The sequence below is a fragment of the Brevibacillus formosus genome, assembly GCF_003013405.1.
GTDB classification, from domain to species: Bacteria; Bacillota; Bacilli; order Brevibacillales; family Brevibacillaceae; genus Brevibacillus; species Brevibacillus formosus.
On sequence record NZ_PXZL01000003.1, the window covers coordinates 5818 to 29093 of the forward strand.

A 23276-nucleotide genomic window follows, 5' to 3' on the forward strand; every position below is an offset into this window, starting at 1 on the left:
ATGGGGGATTTTACTGATCTATACACCTTATCCCCGCTGCAAGAAGGGATGTTGTTCCATTCGCTGTACTCTGAGGGTTCAGCCTATATGGTACAGAACATTGCCATTCTTACAGGCGAGCTTGACATCGTCAACTTTGAAAAAGCCTGGAACAAAGTGGTTCAAAGACATTCCATTTTGCGTACTGGATTCCTTTGGGAAGAAGTGGAGAAGCCACTTCAGGTGGTCTTCGAAAGTGTTCCTTTTTCCATACACCAGGAAGACTGGTCACATCACACCGATGAAGAGCAAAAAACCATGCTGACATCGTTCTTGCAAAAAGAAAAAGAGGTGGGCTTCGACTTGAGCGAAGCCCCACTCATGCGGGTGACGGTCATCAAAAAGGCCAAAGATGTGCACCAGTTCATCTGGACCTTTCACCATTTGCTCTTGGATGGATGGAGCAGCCCCATTCTTTTTCAGGAAGTCCTCGATTTCTATGAGGCGTACTGCCAAGGCAAGGACTTGAGACTTCCACAGCCAAAGCCATTCAAGGATTATATCTCCTGGCTTCGCCGTCAGGACAAAACGGAGTCTGAAAAGTTCTGGCGCAAGTTCCTAGCGTCCGTTGAGAGTCCCACACCTCTTCCTTTTGAATCTTATCCCTTGAGAGATTCAGAACAGGAAAAAGGCATTCATGAATCGACACGAGCCTTGACTGATGAAGTCTCGAAAGCTCTCTTAAAATTAGCTCGAACGTATAAGGTTACGATCAACACCATCATACAAGGGGCATGGGCCATTCTCCTCAGCCGTTTGAGCGGGGAAGAAAGCGTGGTATACGGCGTAACCGGTTCCGGGCGCCCGAGCGATCTGCCAGGTGTAGAGCAGATGGTTGGAATGTTTATCAACACGTTGCCGATGAAAACGAAAGTCGAGCCTGAGCAAACGTTGGATCAGTGGTTCAAAGAGTTACAGGATCAGCAATCTAGAGTCCGACAATATGAATACTCGCCATTGGTGGATATCCAGGGCTGGACGGATGTACCACGTGGACTACCACTGTTTGAAAGTATTTTCGTATTCGAGAACTATCCGCTGGGAGAAGGGGAAGAGAGGGAGTTCGGTTTTTCCATCTCTCATGTGGAGCACTTCCAAGAAGTAGATAATCCACTCACGATTGTCGGGATTCCAGGGGAACAGTTTCGCATCAAAATGATTTACAGGACAGACCGCTTTGAGCAAGCGGCAATCGAACGGACACTTGATCAAATGGCATCCATTCTAATGGCCATCGTGGAGAATCCGAAGCAACGCCTGTCCTCTATCTCTTTTCTCAGTCAAGAAGAAAGACAGCATCTACTTGTCGGGCTAAACGATACCGCGAGCGACTACCCTCGGGATAAAACCGTTCCACAACTGTTTGCCGAAACAGCGGCCCAATACCCAGATCGGATCGCCGTCGTTGCGGGGGAAGAACAGTTGACCTACGCCGAGCTGGAGGCAAAAGCCAACCAGCTTGCCAACTACTTGCAAAAGCAAGGAGTAGAAACAGGTACTTTTGTCGGACTATCCGTAGAGCGTTCGTCGGATATGCTCGTTGGTATGCTGGGGATTCTCAAAGCAGGTGGGGCGTATGTGCCACTCGATCCGGCGTATCCCCAAGAACGTCTAGCTTTCATGCTGGCAGATGCCCAGATTTCCATTTTATTGACACAGGAGCATTTGTCTGACAGGTGGCAAGGACAAGAGCTTACCATTCTCAATCTCGATCTTGCTGAGGAAAAGTGGACAGAAGAAAGCACAGTTGCTCCTCAAGTAGATATAAGCGCGGACAGTCTCGCCTACGTCATTTACACTTCGGGTTCAACAGGTACACCAAAAGGAGTGCTGGTCGTCCATCGCGGGATTGTTCGCCTGATCAAAAACACGAACTACGTGACCATTACGGAAGAGGACGTGTTCCTGCAAGCCTCTACCGTATCGTTTGATGCTGCTACCTTTGAAATTTGGGGTGCGTTATTAAACGGAGCGAAGCTAGTGTTGATGCCGCCACATCAGCCTTCACTCGATGAACTGGGAGAGACGATTCAGAATCAAAAGGTAACGACACTATGGCTGACGGCTGGTCTGTTCACGGTCATGGTTGACCACAAGGTGGAGTACTTGCGCGGCGTGCGCCAACTACTTGTCGGTGGGGATGTCGTCTCCGCATCCCATGTACGCAGGGTGCTTTCTCTTGGCGGTACCACGGTGATAAACGGCTATGGTCCGACGGAAAACACGACGTTTACTTGCTGCAATCCCGTCACGGAGCTTCCGGAAAGCGTCAACTCCTTCCCGATCGGCAGACCGATCAGCAATACCACCGTATACGTATTGGACAAACATCAACAACCTGTCCCTCTGGGTGCAGCAGGCGAATTATATATAGGCGGGGATGGTCTCGCGCTAGGTTATTTGAACAATCCAGAGTTAACCGCAGAGCGTTTTGTGGAGAATCCGTTTGACCCACAAGGAGGTTCTCGCCTGTATCGTACTGGTGACTTGGTACGTTATTTGCCTGATGGCACGATTGCGTTTATCGGTCGTATCGACAATCAGGTAAAAATCCGCGGCTTCCGCATCGAATTAGGTGAGGTGGAAGCAGCACTCAGCTTGCATCCGTCTGTGAACGAAGTTGTGGTCATGGTCCGTGAGATTAATCCGGGCGAGAAGCATATAACGGCGTATCTTACTGTTTCAGGAGAGAACACACTCGAAACTTCTGATATTCGTGCATGGACAAAAACGAAGCTGCCAGAATTCATGAGGCCATCATTTTATATTTTCCTTGATGCGATGCCTTTGACGGCAAATGGTAAAATCGACCGCAAACAATTGCCGGAGCCGGAATGGACAAATCCTGCTTCCGATAAAGGCTACATGGAGCCGCGCAATCAGGTAGAAGAGCTGATTGCTAACATATGGTCACAGGTGCTCGGAGTCGAAAAAGTGGGGATTCACGATAACTTTTTCGAGCTTGGCGGACATTCCCTTTTGGCGACACGAGTCATTTCACGCCTGAGAGAGGCGTTTGGAATAGAGCAGACGGTGCGCTCCATTTTTGAACATCCGACCATTGCAGCATGGAGTGAACAGGGAGCAGCACTTCATTTGGGAGAGAAAGAAGCAATTGGTGGATCGATCCAGCCTGTATCGAGACAGCGCAATCTGCCATTGTCTTTTGCTCAACAGCGATTGTGGTTCTTTGATCAATTCATGCCAGAAAGTCCGATGTACAACATCCCATCTGCTCTTCGCTTGCAAGGCGAACTCGACATAGTGGCATGGGAGAATAGTTTACAGGCGATCATTTTGCGTCACGAAAGCTTGCGTACCACGTTCCACGAAATAGATGGACAATCCATACAAGTGATTCATCCGCATCTCGACTGGAAAATGGACATTCTGGACTTGCGCGACCTATCAGCTGAAACGAAAGAAAAAAAGATAGAGCAATTGGCTGAAGCCGAAGCTGCCAGAGCATTTTCCCTCGGACAAGGACCGCTGATACGCGCGACGATGATCCAAACAGATGATCAATCATATGTCTTCTTGATCAACATGCACCACATCATCTCAGATGGTTGGTCGATGGGCATCTTCTATCGCGAGTTGCTTGCCAACTATGAAGCGTTCAGTAAACAAGAAACACCAGAGTTAGCAGACCTGCCGATTCAATATGCGGATTTTGCCACATGGCAGCGTGAGTGGCTGGACGGCGAAATCTTAGAGCAGCAGGTTGCTTATTGGAAAGAAAAACTGAGTGGAGCAGAACCGCTTCTAGCACTGCCGACAGACCGATCGCGCCCTGCGGTGCAATCCTATAAAGGAGCCATTTACACCAAGACCTTTTCTGCGGACTTGCTCGCCAAATTGAAAGTACTTAGCCAGGAGTCCAACTCTACCTTGTTTATGACGTTGCTGGCCGCATTCCAAACCCTTCTATACCGCTATAGTGGTCAAGAAGATATCGTTGTGGGAAGTCCGGTAGCTGGACGCAATCGGCAAGAAACCGAGAATTTGATTGGATTCTTCGTTAACACTTTGGCACTCCGAACGAACGTAACAGGAGATGTCACTTTTACAGAATTACTGGCACGCGTTCGCGAAACAGCGCTGGAGGCCTATGCACATCAAGATTTACCTTTTGAAAAATTGGTCGATGAGCTACAGCTGGAGCGTAGCCTCAGCTACTCGCAGTTGTTCCAGATCATGTTTGTCCTGCAAAACTTCCCGCTGGAGGAAGCAACAACGTCCGGCATTCAGCTCACACCTTTGGATTCTGAGCGACATTTGACGACGTCCAAGTTTGACCTCACATTGACAATGAGAGAGCAGGCAGATGGACTTGTGGCTTCCTTTGAATACAGCACAGATTTGTTTGACAGATCGACGATCGAGCGAATGACTGGACATTTGCAAAATCTGCTTGAGGCTATCATCGCCCAACCAGAGCAGTCGATTGAAAAACTGGATCTTCTAAGGGAGAGCGAACGAAATAAACAGGTAATAGAGCTTAACAACACAGCTAGCGACTACCCTCGGGACAAAACCGTTCCACAACTGTTTGCTGAAACAGCGGCCCAATACCCAAATCGTATCGCCGTCGTTGCGGGGGAAGAACAGTTGACCTACGCCGAGCTGGAGGCAAAAGCCAATCAGCTTGCCAACTACTTGCAAAAGCAAGGAGTAGAAAAGGGTACTTTTGTCGGGCTTTGCGTAGAGCGTTCGTCAGATATGCTCGTTGGTATGCTGGGAATTCTCAAAGCAGGTGGAGCGTATGTGCCACTCGATCCGGCGTATCCCCAAGAACGTCTGGCTTTCATGCTGGCAGATGCCCAGATTTCGATTTTATTGACACAGGAGCATTTGGCTGACAGGTGGCAAGGACAAGAGCTTTCCATTCTCAATCTCGATCTTGCTGAGGAAAAGTGGACAGAAGAAAGCACAGTTGCTCCTCAAGTAGATATGAGCGCGGACAGTCTCGCCTACGTCATTTACACATCAGGTTCTACAGGTACACCAAAAGGGGTGCTGGTCGTCCATCGCGGGATTGTTCGCCTGATCAAAAACACGAACTACGTGACCATTACGGAAGAGGACGTGTTCCTGCAAGCCTCTACCGTATCGTTTGATGCTGCTACCTTTGAAATTTGGGGTGCGTTGCTAAACGGAGCGAAGCTAGTGTTGATGCCGCCACATCAGCCTTCACTCGATGAACTGGGAGAGACGATTCAGAATCAAAAGGTAACGACACTATGGCTGACGGCTGGTCTGTTCACGGTCATGGTTGACCACAAGGTGGAGTACTTGCGCGGCGTGCGCCAACTACTTGTCGGTGGGGATGTCGTCTCCGCATCTCATGTACGCAGGGTGCTTTCTCTTGGCGGTACCACGGTGATAAACGGCTATGGTCCGACGGAAAACACGACGTTTACTTGCTGCAATCCCGTCACGGAGCTTCCGGAAAGCGTCAACTCCTTCCCGATCGGCAGACCGATCAGCAATACCACCGTATACGTATTGGACAAACATCAACAACCTGTCCCTATGGGTGCAGCAGGCGAATTATATATAGGCGGAGATGGTCTCGCTCTAGGTTATTTGAACAATCCGGAGTTAACCGCAGAGCGTTTTGTGGAGAATCCGTTTGACCCACAAGGAGGTTCTCGCCTGTATCGTACTGGTGACTTGGTTCGTTATTTGCCCGATGGCACGATTGCGTTTATCGGTCGTATCGACAATCAGGTAAAAATCCGCGGCTTCCGCATTGAACTAGATGAAATCGAGACGGTATTGCAGAGTCACCCGGCTGTAAAAGAAACAGTAATCATGGTAAGAGAGGATACTCTTGGAGACAAGCGCCTAGCCGCCTACCTCGTTTTTGCAGAAGAAAAAGAGGTTACTCACAACGAGATGCGATTTTATCTCAAGGATAAGCTGCCTGAGTACATGATCCCATCCGCCTTCGTGAAGTTGGACAGCTTCCCGCTGACACCAAACGGAAAAGTGGATCGCCGGGCACTACCAATCCCTGACTATTCTCGAAATGAGGCGGATAGCGGTTATGTAGCACCTACAACAGAAATGGAAATAAAATTGGCGGAAATCTGGAAAAGTGTGCTGGGTGTTGCAAACCTCGGTATCTACGACAACTTTTTCGAATTGGGCGGCGACTCCATTCTCAGTATCCAGATCGTCGCAAGAGCCAATCATTCCGGAATTCGCTTCACACCAAAGCAACTTTTTGAAAATCAAACCATTGCAGAATTACTGCGGGTTGTTACTGATTTTAGCCAAGCAACAGATACAAAATGGAAAAATGAACAGGGCACTGTTACTGGAAATGTGCCGCTTACTCCCATTCAAAAATGGTTCTTTGACTCCAATCAACCGTCGCTGCACCACTGGAATCAGTCGGTACTTCTGACTGTTCAGCAACCAGTAGACCTTGTTGTACTGGAGCAAACTATCAAGTGCCTATTGACTCATCATGATGCGTTGCGTATGCGTTTTTCATATCATGACAGCATGTGGACACAAATGATGAATGGTCTGGAAGAGAATGTTCCATTCCGTAGCGTGGACCTTTCTAAACTCCCTAAACAGGAACAGGAGTCCAGGCTGGAGGAAATCTCACAAGAAGTACAAGCGAGCCTAAATATCACGGAAGGTCACGTCGTACAAGCTGTGTACTTCAACATGGGCGAAGAGCAAGCTGGCCGACTGTTGCTCGTCATTCACCACTTAGTTGTTGACGGTGTCTCGTGGCGTATTTTGCTGGAGGATTTGCAAAATACCTATGATCAAATAGCGAACGGTCAAGACGTACAAATGCCAGCAAAGACGACTTCGTTCAAGATGTGGGCTGAGCAATTAGTCGCGTATGCCAATTCAGACGCCATCCAAAAAGAAAAAGAGTACTGGCTCAAACAAGATCATGAGGCAAGTCTGCTCCCGATTGATCACTTATATGAACCGAGTCAGAACACGGAAGCGACAACCAAACAAGTAACGTTCTCTTTAGATGCAGGAGAAACCCGTGCCCTGTTGCAGGAAACACTTTCTCCTTACCGGTTGAAAATAAACGATGTATTACTCGCTGCCTTAACGAAAGCGATGCACCGTTGGACAGGGAAGCAGACGTTATCTTTCCATCTCGAGGGACATGGACGAGAGGATATTTTGGAAGGAGCAGATTTATCCCGCACCGTTGGCTGGTTCACGAGCATGTATCCTGTACAGCTTACGCTTGACCAGACCAAACCGTGGAGCGAACTGCTGAAAGCGGTCAAAGAAGAGCTTCGAGCCATTCCGCAAAATGGAGTAGGCTATGGTATCCTGCACTACTTGAGTCAGGATGACGAGCTGAAAGAGCAGTTGAAATCTCGAATGAAGCCAGAGATCAGCTTCAACTACCTCGGCCAGTTTGATCAGGTAGTTTCATCTCACTCTAAGTTTGGCATGGCTTCGGAATCGAGAGGCTCGAATCTTGCACCTGATTCCATTCGCGCGCATTTAATCGATGTAAACAGCGTCATTTCCGGAGAACAACTGCATGTCACTTGGTTTTACAACGAAAACATCCACGAGAAAAGTACGGTAGAAGCAGTTGCTCGTGATTATATGGACGCCTTGCGTGAGATTATGGCACATTGCCGCTCCGAAGAAGCCGGGGGCTATACTCCTTCTGACTTCCCATTATCTCGTCTGGATCAGCGTACAATCGACACGTATGTGGGTAGAGATCACTCCATCGAGAACATCTATCCACTGACGCCGTTGCAGGAAGGTATGCTTTTCCATTCCCTGTACGAACAAGAGGGCGGAGACTATGTGGTTCAATTCTCCATGACGATCCATCATTTGCAAGTCGATGCACTCCAACAAGCATGGCAAAAAGTCATCGATCGTCATTCTATTCTGCGTACCTCCTTTATCTGGGATGGAGTAGTCAATCCGCACCAAATTGTCCGCAAGCAAGTACGGGTGGCAGTCGATGAAAGAGATCTGCGACATTTACCGACTGATAGGCAGAAAGCAGCGTTAGACGCATTTTTGGAAGAGGATCGCAAGCGGAACTTCTCAATTACAGAACCACCTCTCATGCGTTTGACTTTGTTCAGGCTTAGCAGCGAAGCGTATCGCTTTATCTGGAGCTTCCACCACGTTTTGCTGGATGGCTGGAGCCTGCCGCTTGTCCTGAAAGACTGGTTTGCCGCCTATCAAGCGCTGGCAGAGGGAAGAGACATTCAGCTAGGGGCTGTACAGCCTTTTTCCCAGTATGTTGCATGGATTCAGCGTCAAGACATGCAAGCTGCGGAACGCTTCTGGCGCAACCATTTGAAAGGGATATACGGGCCGACACCAATCAATCTCGGACAGGCTCTCCAATCCATTGGAGAACCCAAAACCTACGACGAGCGCTTTATCCGATTCTCGGCCGAGTTTACAGAACATCTGCAATCCTTTGCCCGTCAGCATCAGGTAACGCTGAACACCATCATACAAAGTGCGTGGGGCATGATCCTCGGAGCTTACAGTGGTGAAGCAGATGTCGTATTCGGGGCAACTGGTTCAGGTCGTCCAGCCGATTTGCATGGCGTAGAAAATATGGTTGGTCTGTTCATCAATACGCTTCCGGTTCGAATCACGCTAGATCCAACTAAAACCGTTCGGGTATGGCTGCGTGAATTGCAAGAAATGCAATTGGAGATTCGCCAATATGAGTACACGCCGCTGGTTGACATCCAGAGTTGGAGCGAATTCGAGCGCAACACATCTCTGTTCGAAAGTATTTTTATCTTTGAGAACTACCCGATTGACGAATCTGTAAAAGAAGTGGACAACAGTATTCAGATTTCTGATGTAGACTCTGCGGAGCAAACGAACTATCCACTTACCGTAGTATGTGGCCCTGGCAAAGAATTTGTTCTCAAAATCGTTTTTGATCAAAACCGATTCGATCCTGTACGTATCGAACGTGTCCTAGAGCAAATGACTCTTCTGCTCCGATCGATGACAGCCAATCCGGATCAACCTCTGGCTGATGTGTGCATGATCAGCGAAAGCGAACAAGAGCAGGTTTTGGTCGAGTGGAACGAAACGAAGGTGGATTATCCGACGGGGCTTTGCATTCATCAAGCATTTGAACACCAAGTAAAAAAGACGCCAGATGCGATCGGGCTCATGTACAAAGAGATGGCAATGACGTATGCCGAACTGAACCAGCGAGCGAACCAATTGGCGCATCATCTTCTTGCCCAAGGCGTGAAACCAGATACACTCGTCGGTATTTGCATCGAGCGCTCTCCTGAGATGATCGTCGGGATACTCGGTGTGATGAAAGCAGGTGCCGCCTATGTTCCAATCGACCCGGCACATCCGCTAGAGCGTATTGCCTACATGATCGAGGATTCGCAGGCAAACATCGTGTTGACCCAGCAATCTCTGGCAAACCATTTGCTTACAACAAAGGCTCAGGTCATTTGCCTTGATAGTAATGCTCTGGACAATGAACCTGTTTACGATGTAGTGAGTGGGATTACAGAACAAAATCTTGCTTATGTCATTTACACATCTGGTTCCACTGGCTTGCCCAAAGGCGTAATGGTCGAACACCATAGTGCGATGAATATGGCTTATTACCTGATCGAGTTGTTCCAAGTCCAGCCGACTAGCCGCGTCTTGCAGTTATGTTCGTTCAGCTTCGACGTTTCTGTAGCAGAGATCGTCATGGCTTTGATTTCGGGTGCGACCTTAGTCATTGAGGATCGGGAAATGCTCTTGCCAGGCCCTGAACTCATCTCTGTCTTGCAAGAAAAACAAATCACAACGGTGATGACGGTGCCCGCTGTACTTGCGGCATTACCTGACGCCGATCTACCTGATCTGAAAACATTAGTGATCGGTGGCGAAGCACCAAGCTATGAGCTCATCGCTCGCTATGCAAATCATCGTCAATTTTTCAATTGCTACGGACCAACGGAGGCAACCGTTTGCACCACGCTGATGCTTATGGATACGAATCTGACGAACACGCCAATTGGCCGCCCTATCGCCAATGCGACCATCTACGTATTAGATGCCAATTTGAAGCCTGTCCCTATTGGCGTACCAGGTGAGCTGTACATTGGTGGAAAAGGCTTGGCACGCGGTTACTGGAATCGTCCAGAGCTTACAGCGGAACGCTTTATCACTCATCCGTTTGGAGCGGAAGGCGAACGTCTTTACCGCACAGGCGATCAGGTGCGCTACCTGCAAGACGGTAATCTCGAATTCCTCGGACGTATCGATAATCAGGTGAAAATTCGCGGCTTCCGCATCGAATTAGGTGAAATCGAAAACGCATTGAGAAAGCATTCTGCGATTCGGGAAGCTGTCATTACCGTACGCGACAATCGTTTGGCTGCTTATCTGATTGCCATGGGTGAAGAGAAGCCAGCAACAGAGGATATCGCTCTCTATCTGAAAGAGACATTGCCAGATTACATGATCCCAGCAGGCATCGTCTGGATGGAGGCTATTCCGCTTACGGTCAACGGAAAAGTAGACCACCGGGCACTGCCTACACCGGATTGGGGAATTTTGACCACACAACAAGAGTATGTCGCACCTCGCACTCCAACAGAAGAAATAGTGGCGAACATTTGGACACAGGTCCTTTCGGTTGGGCAAGTCGGGATTCACGATGATTTCTTTGAACGAGGGGGACATTCTCTCCTAGCCACCCAAGCGATTTCCCGTATGCGTCAAGCTTTTGGCGTCGACATGCCGCTTCGCATGCTGTTTGATTATCCGACAACGGCAGTAATCAGCGAAAAAATTACGGCGTTGTTACAAGGAGAAGCAAGTCTCACTGACATCCCGCTCGTGCCCGTGTCGCGTGACGAACACTTGCCGCTCTCGTTTGCACAGCAACGTTTGTGGTTCTTGGACAAGCTGTTGCCAGACAGCTCCGTCTACAACATCCCATCTGCTGTCCGTCTGATGGGTGAGCTAGATGTTGAAGCGTGGGATCGCAGCCTGAAGCTGATCATCCAACGTCATGAGAGCTTGCGTACAACTTTCTCCGATATCAATGGAGAAGCCGTTCAAGTCATTCACCCGAAGATCGAGTGGAATCTGGAACGAATCGACTTACGAGACTGGAACGAAGAGGAGCAAGAAACGGAAGCATTGCGTCTCGCCATAGAAGATGCAGAACAATCGTTTCATCTGAATCAAGGGCCGTTGTTACGCGCAAAACTGATTTGCATGGATGAACAAGCGCACGTATTTTTGCTCAATTTACACCACATTATTGCGGATGGCTGGTCCATGAGTGTATTCATGGGTGAGTTAGTCTCCATCTACGAAGCGTTATCTGCTGGGGAAACACCGCAGCTTGCCGAAATGCCTCTGCAATACGCAGACTATGCCACATGGCAACGCAATTGGCTACAAGGTGAGGTATTGGAGCAACAATTGGCGTACTGGAAAAAACAATTAGGCGATGCAGAACCACTTCTGAGATTGCCGACAGACCGTCCACGCCCTGCCGTTCAGAGCCATAATGGGGCGATGCATACGATTAGGCTCCCAGAAAAACTGCTTGCCGATCTAAAAACGCTCAGTCGTGAAGAGGGATCAACCTTATTCATGACCTTGCTAGCTGCCTTTCAGACCCTGCTCTATCGCTACAGTGGTCAAAAAGACATCCTCGTCGGAAGTCCGGTCGCAGGACGAAATAGACAGGAAATGGAGTCACTTATCGGTTTCTTCATTAACACCTTGGTAATGCGTACGGACATGTCTGGGGAACCAACCTTCCGAGACTTGCTAGCAAAAGTGCGAGAGACCGCCTTGGAAGCGTACGCGCATCAAGACCTGCCGTTTGAAAAACTGGTAGATGAGCTGGAGCTGGAACGAAGCCTGAGCTACTCACCGTTGTTCCAAGTGATGTTCGTACTGCAAAACATCCCGATGGACGTACAAGAATTGTCCCAGATTCGCATCGAGCCTTTCCACAGAGGTCAGGAAGGCGTAAGCGCCAAGTTTGACATCACCTTGACCACCGTAGAAGCACCTGATGGACTTATCGCAACATTCGAATACAACACCGATCTTTTTGATCCAGCAACGATCGAGCGCATGGGGAACCATTTCTCCAACCTGCTAGAGGCGATTTCAGTCAATCCGATGCAGCCGGTCACAGCCATACCTCTCCTGAGCGATACGGAAAAGGAGCAGCTTCTCCATCAGTGGAATGATACAAATGTACCGTTTGAACGCGAAACATGCGTGCATGAAAGGGTTGCACAGATTGCACAAGATCTGCCAGACCAATTAGCAGTTGTTTCCGAAGAAGGGCAGATCACCTATGCAGAACTGGACGCCAAAGCAAATCAGGTAGCGAACTACCTGCAAAAACAGGGAGTATCCTCCGAAACACTTGTCGGCATTTGCGTAGAACGTTCCATCGATATGCTCATCGGTCAACTGGGAATACTCAAAGCTGGCGGTGCTTATGTCCCTATGGACACAGCGTATCCGCAAGAACGTCTTGCTTTCATGATGAAAGATGCCAACATGCCAGTCGTATTAACCCAAGAACGACTGTTAGAGCGATTGCCGGAAGGAACGGCATCATTCATCTGCTTGGATCGTGATTGGACAATCATTTCAGAAGAGAGCAGCGAGACACCGAACATGGCAATGACAACAGAGAATCTGGCGTATGTCATCTATACGTCTGGCTCTACTGGAACGCCAAAAGGGGTAGAGATCGAGCACGCCGCCTTGCTAAATCTCATTTTCTGGCACCAACGGTCGTACAGTGTAGATTCAAATGATCGAGCTTCACAAATCGCAGGGACAGCCTTTGATGCATCTGTCTGGGAAATCTGGCCGTACCTGACAAAGGGAGCAACGCTTTATCTCCCATCTGAAGAAATTCGTCTGGTACCAGAGGAGCTCAGAGATTGGCTCGTTGCATCGGGTATCACGATTAGCTTTTTGCCAACGCCATTGGCGGAAAGGCTGCTTACCTTGGAATGGCCTACCGACACGCGGCTGCGCTATATGCTAACAGGGGGCGACAAGCTACACGATTACCCACCAGCAACCATGCCGTTTACTCTTGTGAACCAATACGGACCAACCGAAAACGCGGTTGTCGCCACAGCAGGTGTCGTTCCGACAGTAGCTACTCATGTTTTCGCACCATCAATCGGACGTCCAATAGACAATGTGCAGGTATACGTCCTTGATGAAAAGCGAAAACCTGTGCCGATTGGTGTAGCCGGAGAGCTCTATATCGCAGGAGACAGCTTGGCACGGGGCTATCTGAAGCGCCCTGATCTAACCAAAGAGCGGTTCGTAGCCAATCCATACTCACAAAAACCGGGAGCGCGCATGTACCGAACTGGTGACCTGGTTCGTTACCTGCCAGATGGAAACATCGATTTCATTGGCCGCGCTGACGATCAGGTGAGCATTCGAGGATTCCGGGTCGAACTGGGTGAAATTGAAACGGCTCTGTACACTCATCCGGCGGTAAAAGAAACCATCGTCCTCGTACGTGAGGATATTCCGGGCGTTAAACGACTCGCTGCCTACGTCGTCCTTGGAGAAAAACAAGAGATTCAAGCAAGTGACTTCCGTAGCTATCTGAAGGAAAAGCTGCCTGAGTACATGGTGCCAGCTGCATTCGTCATCATGGATAACCTGCCGCTGACTCCAAACGGTAAGGTAGACCGACAAGCATTGCCTGTACCTGATTTATTACGCAATGAAACAGAAGGCAGTTTTGCTACTCCGACAACTGCTATTGAGGCTGCGCTTGCAGATATATGGAAAAAAGTCCTAGGTATTGACAACGTTGGTATTTATGACAACTTTTTCGAGCTGGGTGGAGACTCCATCTTGAGTATCCAAATTGTTTCTCGAGCCAATCAGGCTGGAATTCGTTTAACACCGAAACAGCTCTTGAGAAATCAAACCATCGCGGAACTGGCAAGTGTCGTGACAGAGACTGGCGGCATACAAGCAATAAAAATCCAAGCAGAACAAGGCATCTTGACGGGAGAGGTTCCGCTCACGCCAATTCAATCGTGGTTCTTCACGACCGAACAACCGTCGATCCATCATTGGAACCAATCCTTGCTACTGACGGTTCAACACCCCGTTGACCTGACTGTTCTAGAGAATGTCATCGAGAATCTGCTCACGCATCACGACGCGTTACGTATGCGTTATGACCATACAGAGCGAGGCTGGACCCAACATATGGAGGGACGTCCTGAGACTATTCCATTCCGCAGTGTGGACCTGTCCGCTGTCCCAGAAGAAGAGCAAGCCGATCGACTTGAGCAAATCGCAAACGAGGTGCAATCAAGTCAACATGTAAGTGAGGGACCCGTTTTCCAAGCCGTTTACTTCCATCTTGGAGCAGACCAACCTGGTCGTCTGCTGATTGTTGCCCACCATTTGGTGATAGACGGTGTGTCCTGGCGCATTTTGCTAGAGGATCTGCAAACTGCTTACGAGCAACTGGTAAACGATCAACCGGTACAATTCCCAGCGAAAACGACTTCATTCAAGTCATGGGCTGAGCAATTGCAATCCTATGCGAATTCCGAAGCGATCGAGCCGGAAAAAGCGTTCTGGCTGGGCCAAAGTGATGAAGTGAGTCCACTTCCCATTGACCGTGCCTTCGAGCCAAGCCAAAACACAGATGCAACCTCCAAGCAAGTCAGTCTTGCGCTTACTATTGAAGAAACTCGCGCGTTGTTGCAGGATACGCTGTCGCCTTACCGCCTGCAAATCAATGATGTATTGCTTACCGCTTTCACCAAAGCAATGAATCGTTGGACAGGTGAAAAAATAGTAGCCGTTCATTTGGAAGGGCACGGACGCGAGGAAATTATCGAAGGAGCAGACTTATCCCGTACGGTTGGCTGGTTTACGAGCATGTACCCGGTACAGCTTTCGATTGACCCGTCGAAGCCGTGGGGTGACGCTTTGAAAGCGGTCAAGGAACAGCTTCGTAGCATTCCTAAGAAAGGTGTTGGCTACGGCATCCTCCAATACCTCAGTCAGGATGAGGAATTGAAAAAACTCCTGAGTGAAAAGCCGAAGCCTGAAATCAGCTTCAACTACCTCGGACAGTTTGATCAGATCGTTCAAGACGAATCTAGATTTGGTATGGCGCAAGAATCAAGAGGCTCCAATCTTGGAAAAGACACAATACGCCAGCATCTGATTGATGTAAACAGTGTCATTACCGGAGAACAACTCCATGTCACATGGATATATAGCGAAAACATTCACGAGGAAAGCACGATTCAAGAGCTTGCTTGCAACTATCTGGAAGCCTTGCGCGAGATCATTGCGCACTGCCAGTCCGAAGAAGCAGGGGGCTATACGCCATCTGACTTCCCACTAGCGCGAATGGATCAGCGGGCTATCGACAAGCATCTGGGACAGGATCGTCTGATCGAGAACGTCTATCCACTCAGTCCTTTGCAAGGTGGCATGCTGTTCCACTCCCTGTACGAGCAGGAGGGGGGAGACTATATTGTTCACTTTGCCATGACGATGGAGGGCTTGCGCGTCGATGCGTTTGAACAGGCGTGGCAAAAGGTAGTGGATCGCCATACGATTCTACGTACCTACTTTGTTTGGGAAGGTTCAGAGGCACACCAGATTGTACGCAAACAAGTAAAAGCATCTGTAGAAAAAATCGACCTTCGTCATCTGACTTCGGAGCAGCAAAAGACGGAACTGGCTCACTATCTAGAAGCTGACCGTAGACGTAATTTCGAGATTGCATCTCCACCGCTCATGCGCTGGACGCTGTTCCACTTACGTGAGGGAATTTATCGCTTTACGTGGAGCTTCCATCACGTATTGCTAGATGGCTGGAGCGTCCCGATTGTACTAAAAGACTGGTTTAGTGCTTATGTGGCCATAGCAGAAGATAGAGAGGTTTCGTACAGCTTTGTCCAACCATTCTCTGCGTACATCGATTGGGTACAGCGCCAAGACTTGAGTGCCGCCGAACATTTTTGGCGCGAACAGCTTAAAGGCTTCCACGAGGCTACACCATTAGCGATGAGTAACCACTCAGGCGGCCAGGAAAATATGCCGAAAGTGTACGAAGAGAAAGAAATTCGCTTATCGGCGGAAATGACCTCACGTTTGCAAGCCTTTGTCCGTACACATCAGTTGACGTTGAATACGCTTGTCCAAGGAGCATGGGCTCTCATCCTGAGCCGATACGGAGCAACGGATGATGTCGTCTTCGGTGCAACAGTTTCCGGTCGTCCGGCTGATCTGCCTACCGTAGAGGGCATGGTAGGTCTCTTCATCAACACCCTGCCGATTCGTGTTTGGATAGATGCGAACAAATCGGTGCGGGAATGGCTGCGCGAGATTCAAGAACATCAAGTGGAGCTTCGCCAGTTTGAGTTCACGCCGTTGGTTGACATCCAAGGCTGGAGTGAAATGGCGCGTAATGCTGCCCTGTTCGAGAGCATCTTCATTTTTGAGAACTACCCGATTGGTGAATCGGTAAAAGATGAACATAATCAGCTGCAATTATCTGACGTGGAGACGATGGAACAAACGAATTATCCAATCACCGTCGTCTGCGGTCCGGGTAAAGAGTTCATCCTTAAGATCAAATACGACCAAAGCCGATTCTCGTCCGAAAATATCGAACGTGTACTGCACCAGATGTCTTACTTGCTCGAATCCATGATGGCAAAACCTGAACAGTGCCTCGCAGAGGTGTCGATGATCAGTGAAAGCGAGCTCCAGCAGGTATTAGTCGAATGGAATGACACGAGCATGGATTATCCGACCCAGCTTTGCATACATCAGGCATTTGAGAAACAAGTGGAAAAGACACCTGATGCGATTGCACTCGTCTACAAAAAGACGGAGTTGACCTATGCCGAGCTAAACAAACGTGCAAACCAGCTGGCACACAGGCTGATTGCAATGGGTGTGCAACCGGATAAGCTAGTTGGCATTTGCGTCGAGCGCTCTTTCGAGATGATCATCGCTTTCCTCGGTGTGATGAAAGCAGGGGCAGCTTATGTGCCTATTGATCCGGCGCATCCGCAGGAGCGCATTGCCTACATGATCGAAGATTCGCAAGCGAACATTTTGCTGACGCAAGTATCGCTGAAAGACATGCTACCAGTTCCTGCTAAACAGGTCATTTGCCTCGATAGTGATGAACTGGCAGATGAACCTACCACAAACGTGGATAGTAGTGTCAATGAGCATCATCTCGCCTACGTCATCTATACTTCAGGATCAACCGGTTTGCCAAAAGGGGTAATGGTCGAGCACCACTCCGTTATCAATTTGACACATGCCCTGATCCATTCGTTCCAAATCGATGCGACGAGCCGAGTTTTGCAATTCACATCCTTTAGCTTTGATGTTTCTGTCTCCGAGATCGCTATGACCCTGCTCGCTGGTGCTACGCTTGTCATAGAGGATCGCGAATTGCTTTTACCTGGTCCGGAGTTGATCCAAGTCCTGCAAGAACAACGCATCACGATCGTGACAATGGCTGCCTCCGTAGTATCGGCCTTGCCACAAGCGGAATTGCCAGACCTGAAGACCCTGATTGTCGGCGGGGAAGCGTTAAGTCGTGAGCTTGTTGCCCGTCACGCCAAGGATCGCCAGTTCTTTAACTGCTACGGACCAACAGAAACAACCGTCACCGCAACTCTCACACGTTGTGAGAATAACGGCCAAAACCCATCAATCGGCCGACCCATCGCCAATGTAGAAGTGTATGTACTGGATGCATACCTCCAACCTGTCGCAATAGGTGTGCCAGGTGAGCTGTACATCGGCGGAAAAGGAATAGCCAGAGGGTACTGGAATCGTCCTGAGCTTACGAAAGAACGCTTTATCAATCATCCGTTCGGCAAGGAAGGAGAACGCCTCTACCGAACTGGGGACCTGGTTCGCTATACGGAAGACGGGCAGCTCGAATTCCTCGGACGAATCGACGACCAAGTCAAAATTCGCGGTTATCGAATCGAGCTGGGCGAAATCGAGAATAGACTCAGACAGCATCCAGCCGTTCAGAATGTGGTCGTTATCGCGCGTGAGGATCGAGAAGGAGACAAGCGTTTGGCAGCTTATCTCGTTGCAGCAAACGAACAACAACCGGGTGATGCTGAGCTTGTCCACTACCTGAAAGAGACCCTGCCGGAATACATGGTTCCTACAGGTTATGTATGGATGGCAGAGATTCCACTCACGGTCAACGGGAAAGTAAATCGCCGCGCCCTTCCAGCACCGGAATGGGGACAAGGGGAGACAGAGAAGGAATATGTGGCACCGCGTACACCAACAGAGGAAATCATTGCCCATATTTGGTCGCAGGTTCTTTCGGTTGAGGGAATTGGAATCTACGATGACTTCTTTCAGCTGGGTGGACATTCGCTCTTGGCTACCCAAACCGTTTCCCGCCTGAAAGAAACATTTGGTGTGGAAGTACCACTTCGTGCCTTGTTTGAAAATCCTAGCGTGGCACAAATGAGCGAAAAATTAACCGGACTACTGGAAGCCAAATCGAATGTTGCCAGCATTCCACTCGTACCCGTTTCTCGCGACCAGCATTTACCACTCTCCTTTGCACAGCAACGCTTGTGGTTCTTGGATCGCTTAATGCCGAACAGCGCCCTGTACAACATCCCGTCTGCCATGCGGATGCAAGGACACCTCAACATACATGCATGGGAACGCAGTCTGCAGATGATTATCGAGCGGCACGAGAGCTTGCGAACAACCTTCACTGACATCAACGGGGAAGCGATGCAAGTCATTCACCCAGAAATCGCGTGGAGCCTGGGCAAGATTGATTTGCGTGATCTACCAGAAGAAGCGCGTGACAATGAAGTACACCGCCTGGAGAGAGAAGAGGCAACCAAGCCATTTGACCTAAGTACAGGACCGTTACTGCGGGCCACGATCATCCAGATCGGCGAAGAGAATTTCGTCTTCCTGCTTAACATGCACCATATCGTATCTGACGGCTGGTCGATGAACATTTTCATACGAGAGCTGGTTGCGATTTATGAAGCGCTTTGTAAGGAAGAAACACCGCAACTCACCGACATGCCACTCCAATATGCAGACTTTGCAGCTTGGCAGCGTGAGTGGCTACAAGGAGAGGCGTTGGAGCAACAGCTTGCATACTGGAAAGCAAAACTGAGTGGCAGCGAACCGCTTTTGGCCTTACCGACAGATCGTCCGCGTCCGCCTGTACAGACATATAACGGAGCTTTATACACGACGAGCTTCCCGACTGAGCTTGTGGAAAAATTACACGCGCTCAGCCGACAAGAAGGCGCCACGCTCTTTATGACCTTGCTCGCTGCATTCCAAATCCTGCTTCATCGCTACAGCGGTCAAGACGACATTATTGTCGGTAGTCCGGTTGCTGGGCGCAATAGACAAGAAACGGAGTCATTAATTGGCTTCTTCATTAACACACTGGCGATGAGAACCGATATGTCTGGCGCTCCAACCTTCCGTGAACTGCTTGCAAGAGTGCGCGAGTCAGCACTGGAAGCATATACCCATCAAGACCTGCCCTTTGAAAAGTTGATAGATGAGCTGGAATTGGAACGTAGTCTAAGTTATTCGCCGCTCTACCAAGTCATGTTCGCTCTGCAAAACTTCGAAATGCAGACTCATGAGCTTGAGGGCATCCGGATTGCTCCGTTTGAAAGCAAGAGCCAAGAAGTGATGTCCAAATACGACATCAGCTTGACAATGGCAGAAATACCAAACGGCCTGATCGCTACGTTTGATTACAATACGGATTTGTTCGACCAAACAACGATGGAGCGAATGGTGAACCATTTCCATCATTTACTGGAGGGTATCGTCGCCCAACCTGATCGATCGATCCTGACGTTACCACTGCTTCGTCCGGATGAACGTGAACAGCTTATACTCACGTGGAACAACACAGCTGCCAATTACACGTATGAGAAGACAGTACACGAGCTAGTCGCCGAAATGACAAGGAAAATGCCGAACCAACTGGCAGTCGTCTCCAAGGAAGGCTCGCTTACCTACGCAGAACTTGATTCGAAAGCGAATCAACTGGCGAACTACTTGCAACAACAGGGGGTTACGACAGAGACTCTCGTTGGCATCTGCGTCGAACGCTCCGTCGAGATGCTGATCGGCCAATTAGGGATTCTCAAAGCGGGAGGCGCGTTTGTTCCGATGGACCCATCTTATCCAAAGGAGCGCCTTGCTTTTATGATGGATGACACGAACATGCCGATCGTATTGACCCAAGAACGTTTACTTGAAGCATTGCCAACAGGTGATGCAACGTTTATTTGTCTCGATATCGATTGGGATTTGATTGCCACTGAGAGCACAGAATCACCCGAAATCACGACGACAACAAACAATCTCGCCTATGTCATTTACACCTCTGGTTCTACCGGAACACCAAAAGGTGTGGAAATCGAGCAACGAGCTCTATTGAATCTCATCTATTGGCACCAGCAAGCTTACAATGTTACGCCAGAAGATAAAGCATCACAAATTGCTGGAACGGCCTTTGACGCCGCTGTCTGGGAAATCTGGCCTTATCTGACGGCAGGAGCCACCCTGTATCTGCCACATGAAGAGATTCGTCTCGTACCGGAAAAACTGCGTGATTGGCTCGTCGACTCAGGCATCACGATCAGCTTCCTGCCAACGCCGTTAGCAGAGAGCTTGATGTCTATTGAATGGCCGTCCGATTCAGATTTGCGCTACATGCTGACAGGCGGTGACAAACTGCATCACTATCCATCGGCTCATCTGCCATTTACATTGGTAAATCAGTACGGGCCAACGGAAAATGCCGTCGTAGCTACAGCAGGCATCGTCCCTGTACAGGCTGGTCAGATCGCTGCACCAACAATCGGACGCCCAATCGACAATGTGCAAGTATACGTTCTTGATGCAAAGCTGCAACCTGTACCGATCGGTGTTGCAGGCGAACTGTACATCGCAGGGAACAGCTTGGGTCGCGGGTATCTAAAACGTCCTGATCTGACACAAGAACGCTTCGTCGAAAATCCGTTCGCTCACATTCGAGGAGCAAAAATGTACCGCACAGGAGACCTTGTCCGCTACCTGCAGGACGGCAACATCGAGTTTATCGGTCGTGCCGACGATCAGGTGAGTATCCGTGGTTTCCGTGTCGAGTTGGGCGAGATTGAAACCGCCCTGTACAATCACCCTTCTGTCAAAGAAACGATAGTTCTTGCCCGCGAAGATATGCCAGGTGTAAAACGACTGGCCGCGTATGTCGTGCTTGAGGAAGGGGAAGAGGACCAAGCAGGCAACTTCGACAGCTACCTCAAAGAAATACTGCCGGAGTACATGGTACCAGCCGCATTCGTCATCATGGATGCTCTGCCACTTACTCCAAATGGCAAAGTAGACCGTCGTGCACTACCTGTACCAGAGTACAAGGTGAGTAATGGAGAATTCGTTGCTCCAGAGACGTTTGTCGAGAGAGTATTGGCAGAAATATGGAAAAAGGTTCTAGGAGTAGAGCAAGTCGGCATTCACGATAACTTCTTCGAACTCGGTGGTGATTCGATTCTAAGCATTCAGATCGTGGCCCGCGCAGCCCAATCTGGAATTCGCTTGTCACCGAAGCTCTTGTTCGAAAATCAGTCGATTGCCGAGCTGACACATGCGATCGGGGAGTCGGTAAACATTTTCGCCGAGCAAGGCATCGTCACAGGAGAAGTGCCACTCCTGCCGATTCAGCGCTGGTTCTTCGAGCAAAAATTGGCAGATCGCAACCACTGGAACCAATCTGTACTTTTAACGGTCAAACCGATCGATCCAGAAATTTTAAGACAAGCTTTCTATCACTTGCTCGGACATCATGACGCGCTCCGCCTTCGCTTCTACCATCAGGATGGAGAATGGAAGCAAATCAACGAGGATTGGACAGATATCATTCCATTTACCGTAGAGGAATTGGGGCATTTGCCGTATGAAGAGCAAGTAAAACGAATCGGGGATATTTCTGAGGAAGCTCAGGCTAGCTTGCATCTCTCGGAAGGTCCGTTGCTCCGTGCCGTCTACTTCGATTTGGGCAGAGACCAGGAGGGCCGCTTGCTAATCGTCATTCACCACTTGGCAGTCGATGGTGTGTCCTGGCGCATCATCACCGAAGACTTGAATAAGGCCAGCACCCAACTGCTACAAGGCAAGCAGGTGCAACTGCCGCCAAAGACCAGCTCCTACAAGTATTGGGCTGAAAAATTGACAGAGCACGCTCAATCGGACAGCCTGCGAGCGGAAGCGGATTATTGGTTAAGCAGCCTCGATACAGAAGTAAACGCTCTGCCAAAAGATTATGAGAACGGAAAGAACCGAGAGCTTACTGCCAAGATGGTTTCTGTTGCACTTACGCAAGAAGAAACCAAAGTGCTCTTACAGGAATTGCCTTCGATCTACCAAACTCAGATCAATGACGTTTTGCTAACTGCATTGGCAGAAGCCATCTTCGTCTGGACTGGAAATCAAACCTCCCTCGTCCATTTGGAAGGGCACGGACGTGAAGAGCTCTTCGACGATGTCGATCTCTCCCGTACCTTGGGGTGGTTCACGAGCATGTATACCATCCTTTTGGACACGAGGGGAACTACCTCACTCAAAGAAGCGCTACAAACGACCAAAGATCAGCTGCGTAGCATTCCGAACAAGGGGATCGGCTATGGAATTCTCCGTTACCTGAACGAGGAAATGACTGATAAGTTCAAGTCTTTGCCAAAAGCAGAGATTAGCTTCAACTACCTCGGTCAGCTTGATCAGGCAGTCGATGATGCAGAATCCTTGTTTGGCTTTGCAAATGAAGCAAGAGGCGACAACTTCAATCGCAACTCAGAACGTCAGCACCTGCTGGATTTCGGCAGCTCTGTCGTTGGGGGACAATTGATTGTAACGATCGCCTTCAGTGAAGAGATTTATCGCAAAGAAACCATCAAAGATTTGGCGGATTACTATGTCAACGCGCTACGACAATTGATCGAGCTAGGTCAGACGGAGACGACCGCATCACAAACAACTAGTGATCTGTCCGAATTCGGTTGGGATGATGAAGAGATTGCCGACTTACTTGATCTCATCCAAGACAAGTAATGAATACCAACTGCATAGAGGCGTCAAACATGGCGCCTCTATGGCAAATTTTTTATGGGAGT

At 49.3% G+C, this 23276-nt stretch carries 1 protein-coding gene; it reads left to right on the forward strand.

What is annotated here, in order from left to right; genetic code table 11:
- Positions 1-23214, forward strand: a complete 23214-nt coding sequence (lgrC, locus tag C7R91_RS04060) for a linear gramicidin non-ribosomal peptide synthetase LgrC (RefSeq protein ID WP_047069416.1) — start codon at positions 1-3, stop codon at positions 23212-23214.
- Positions 23215-23276 lie beyond the last annotated feature (62 nt).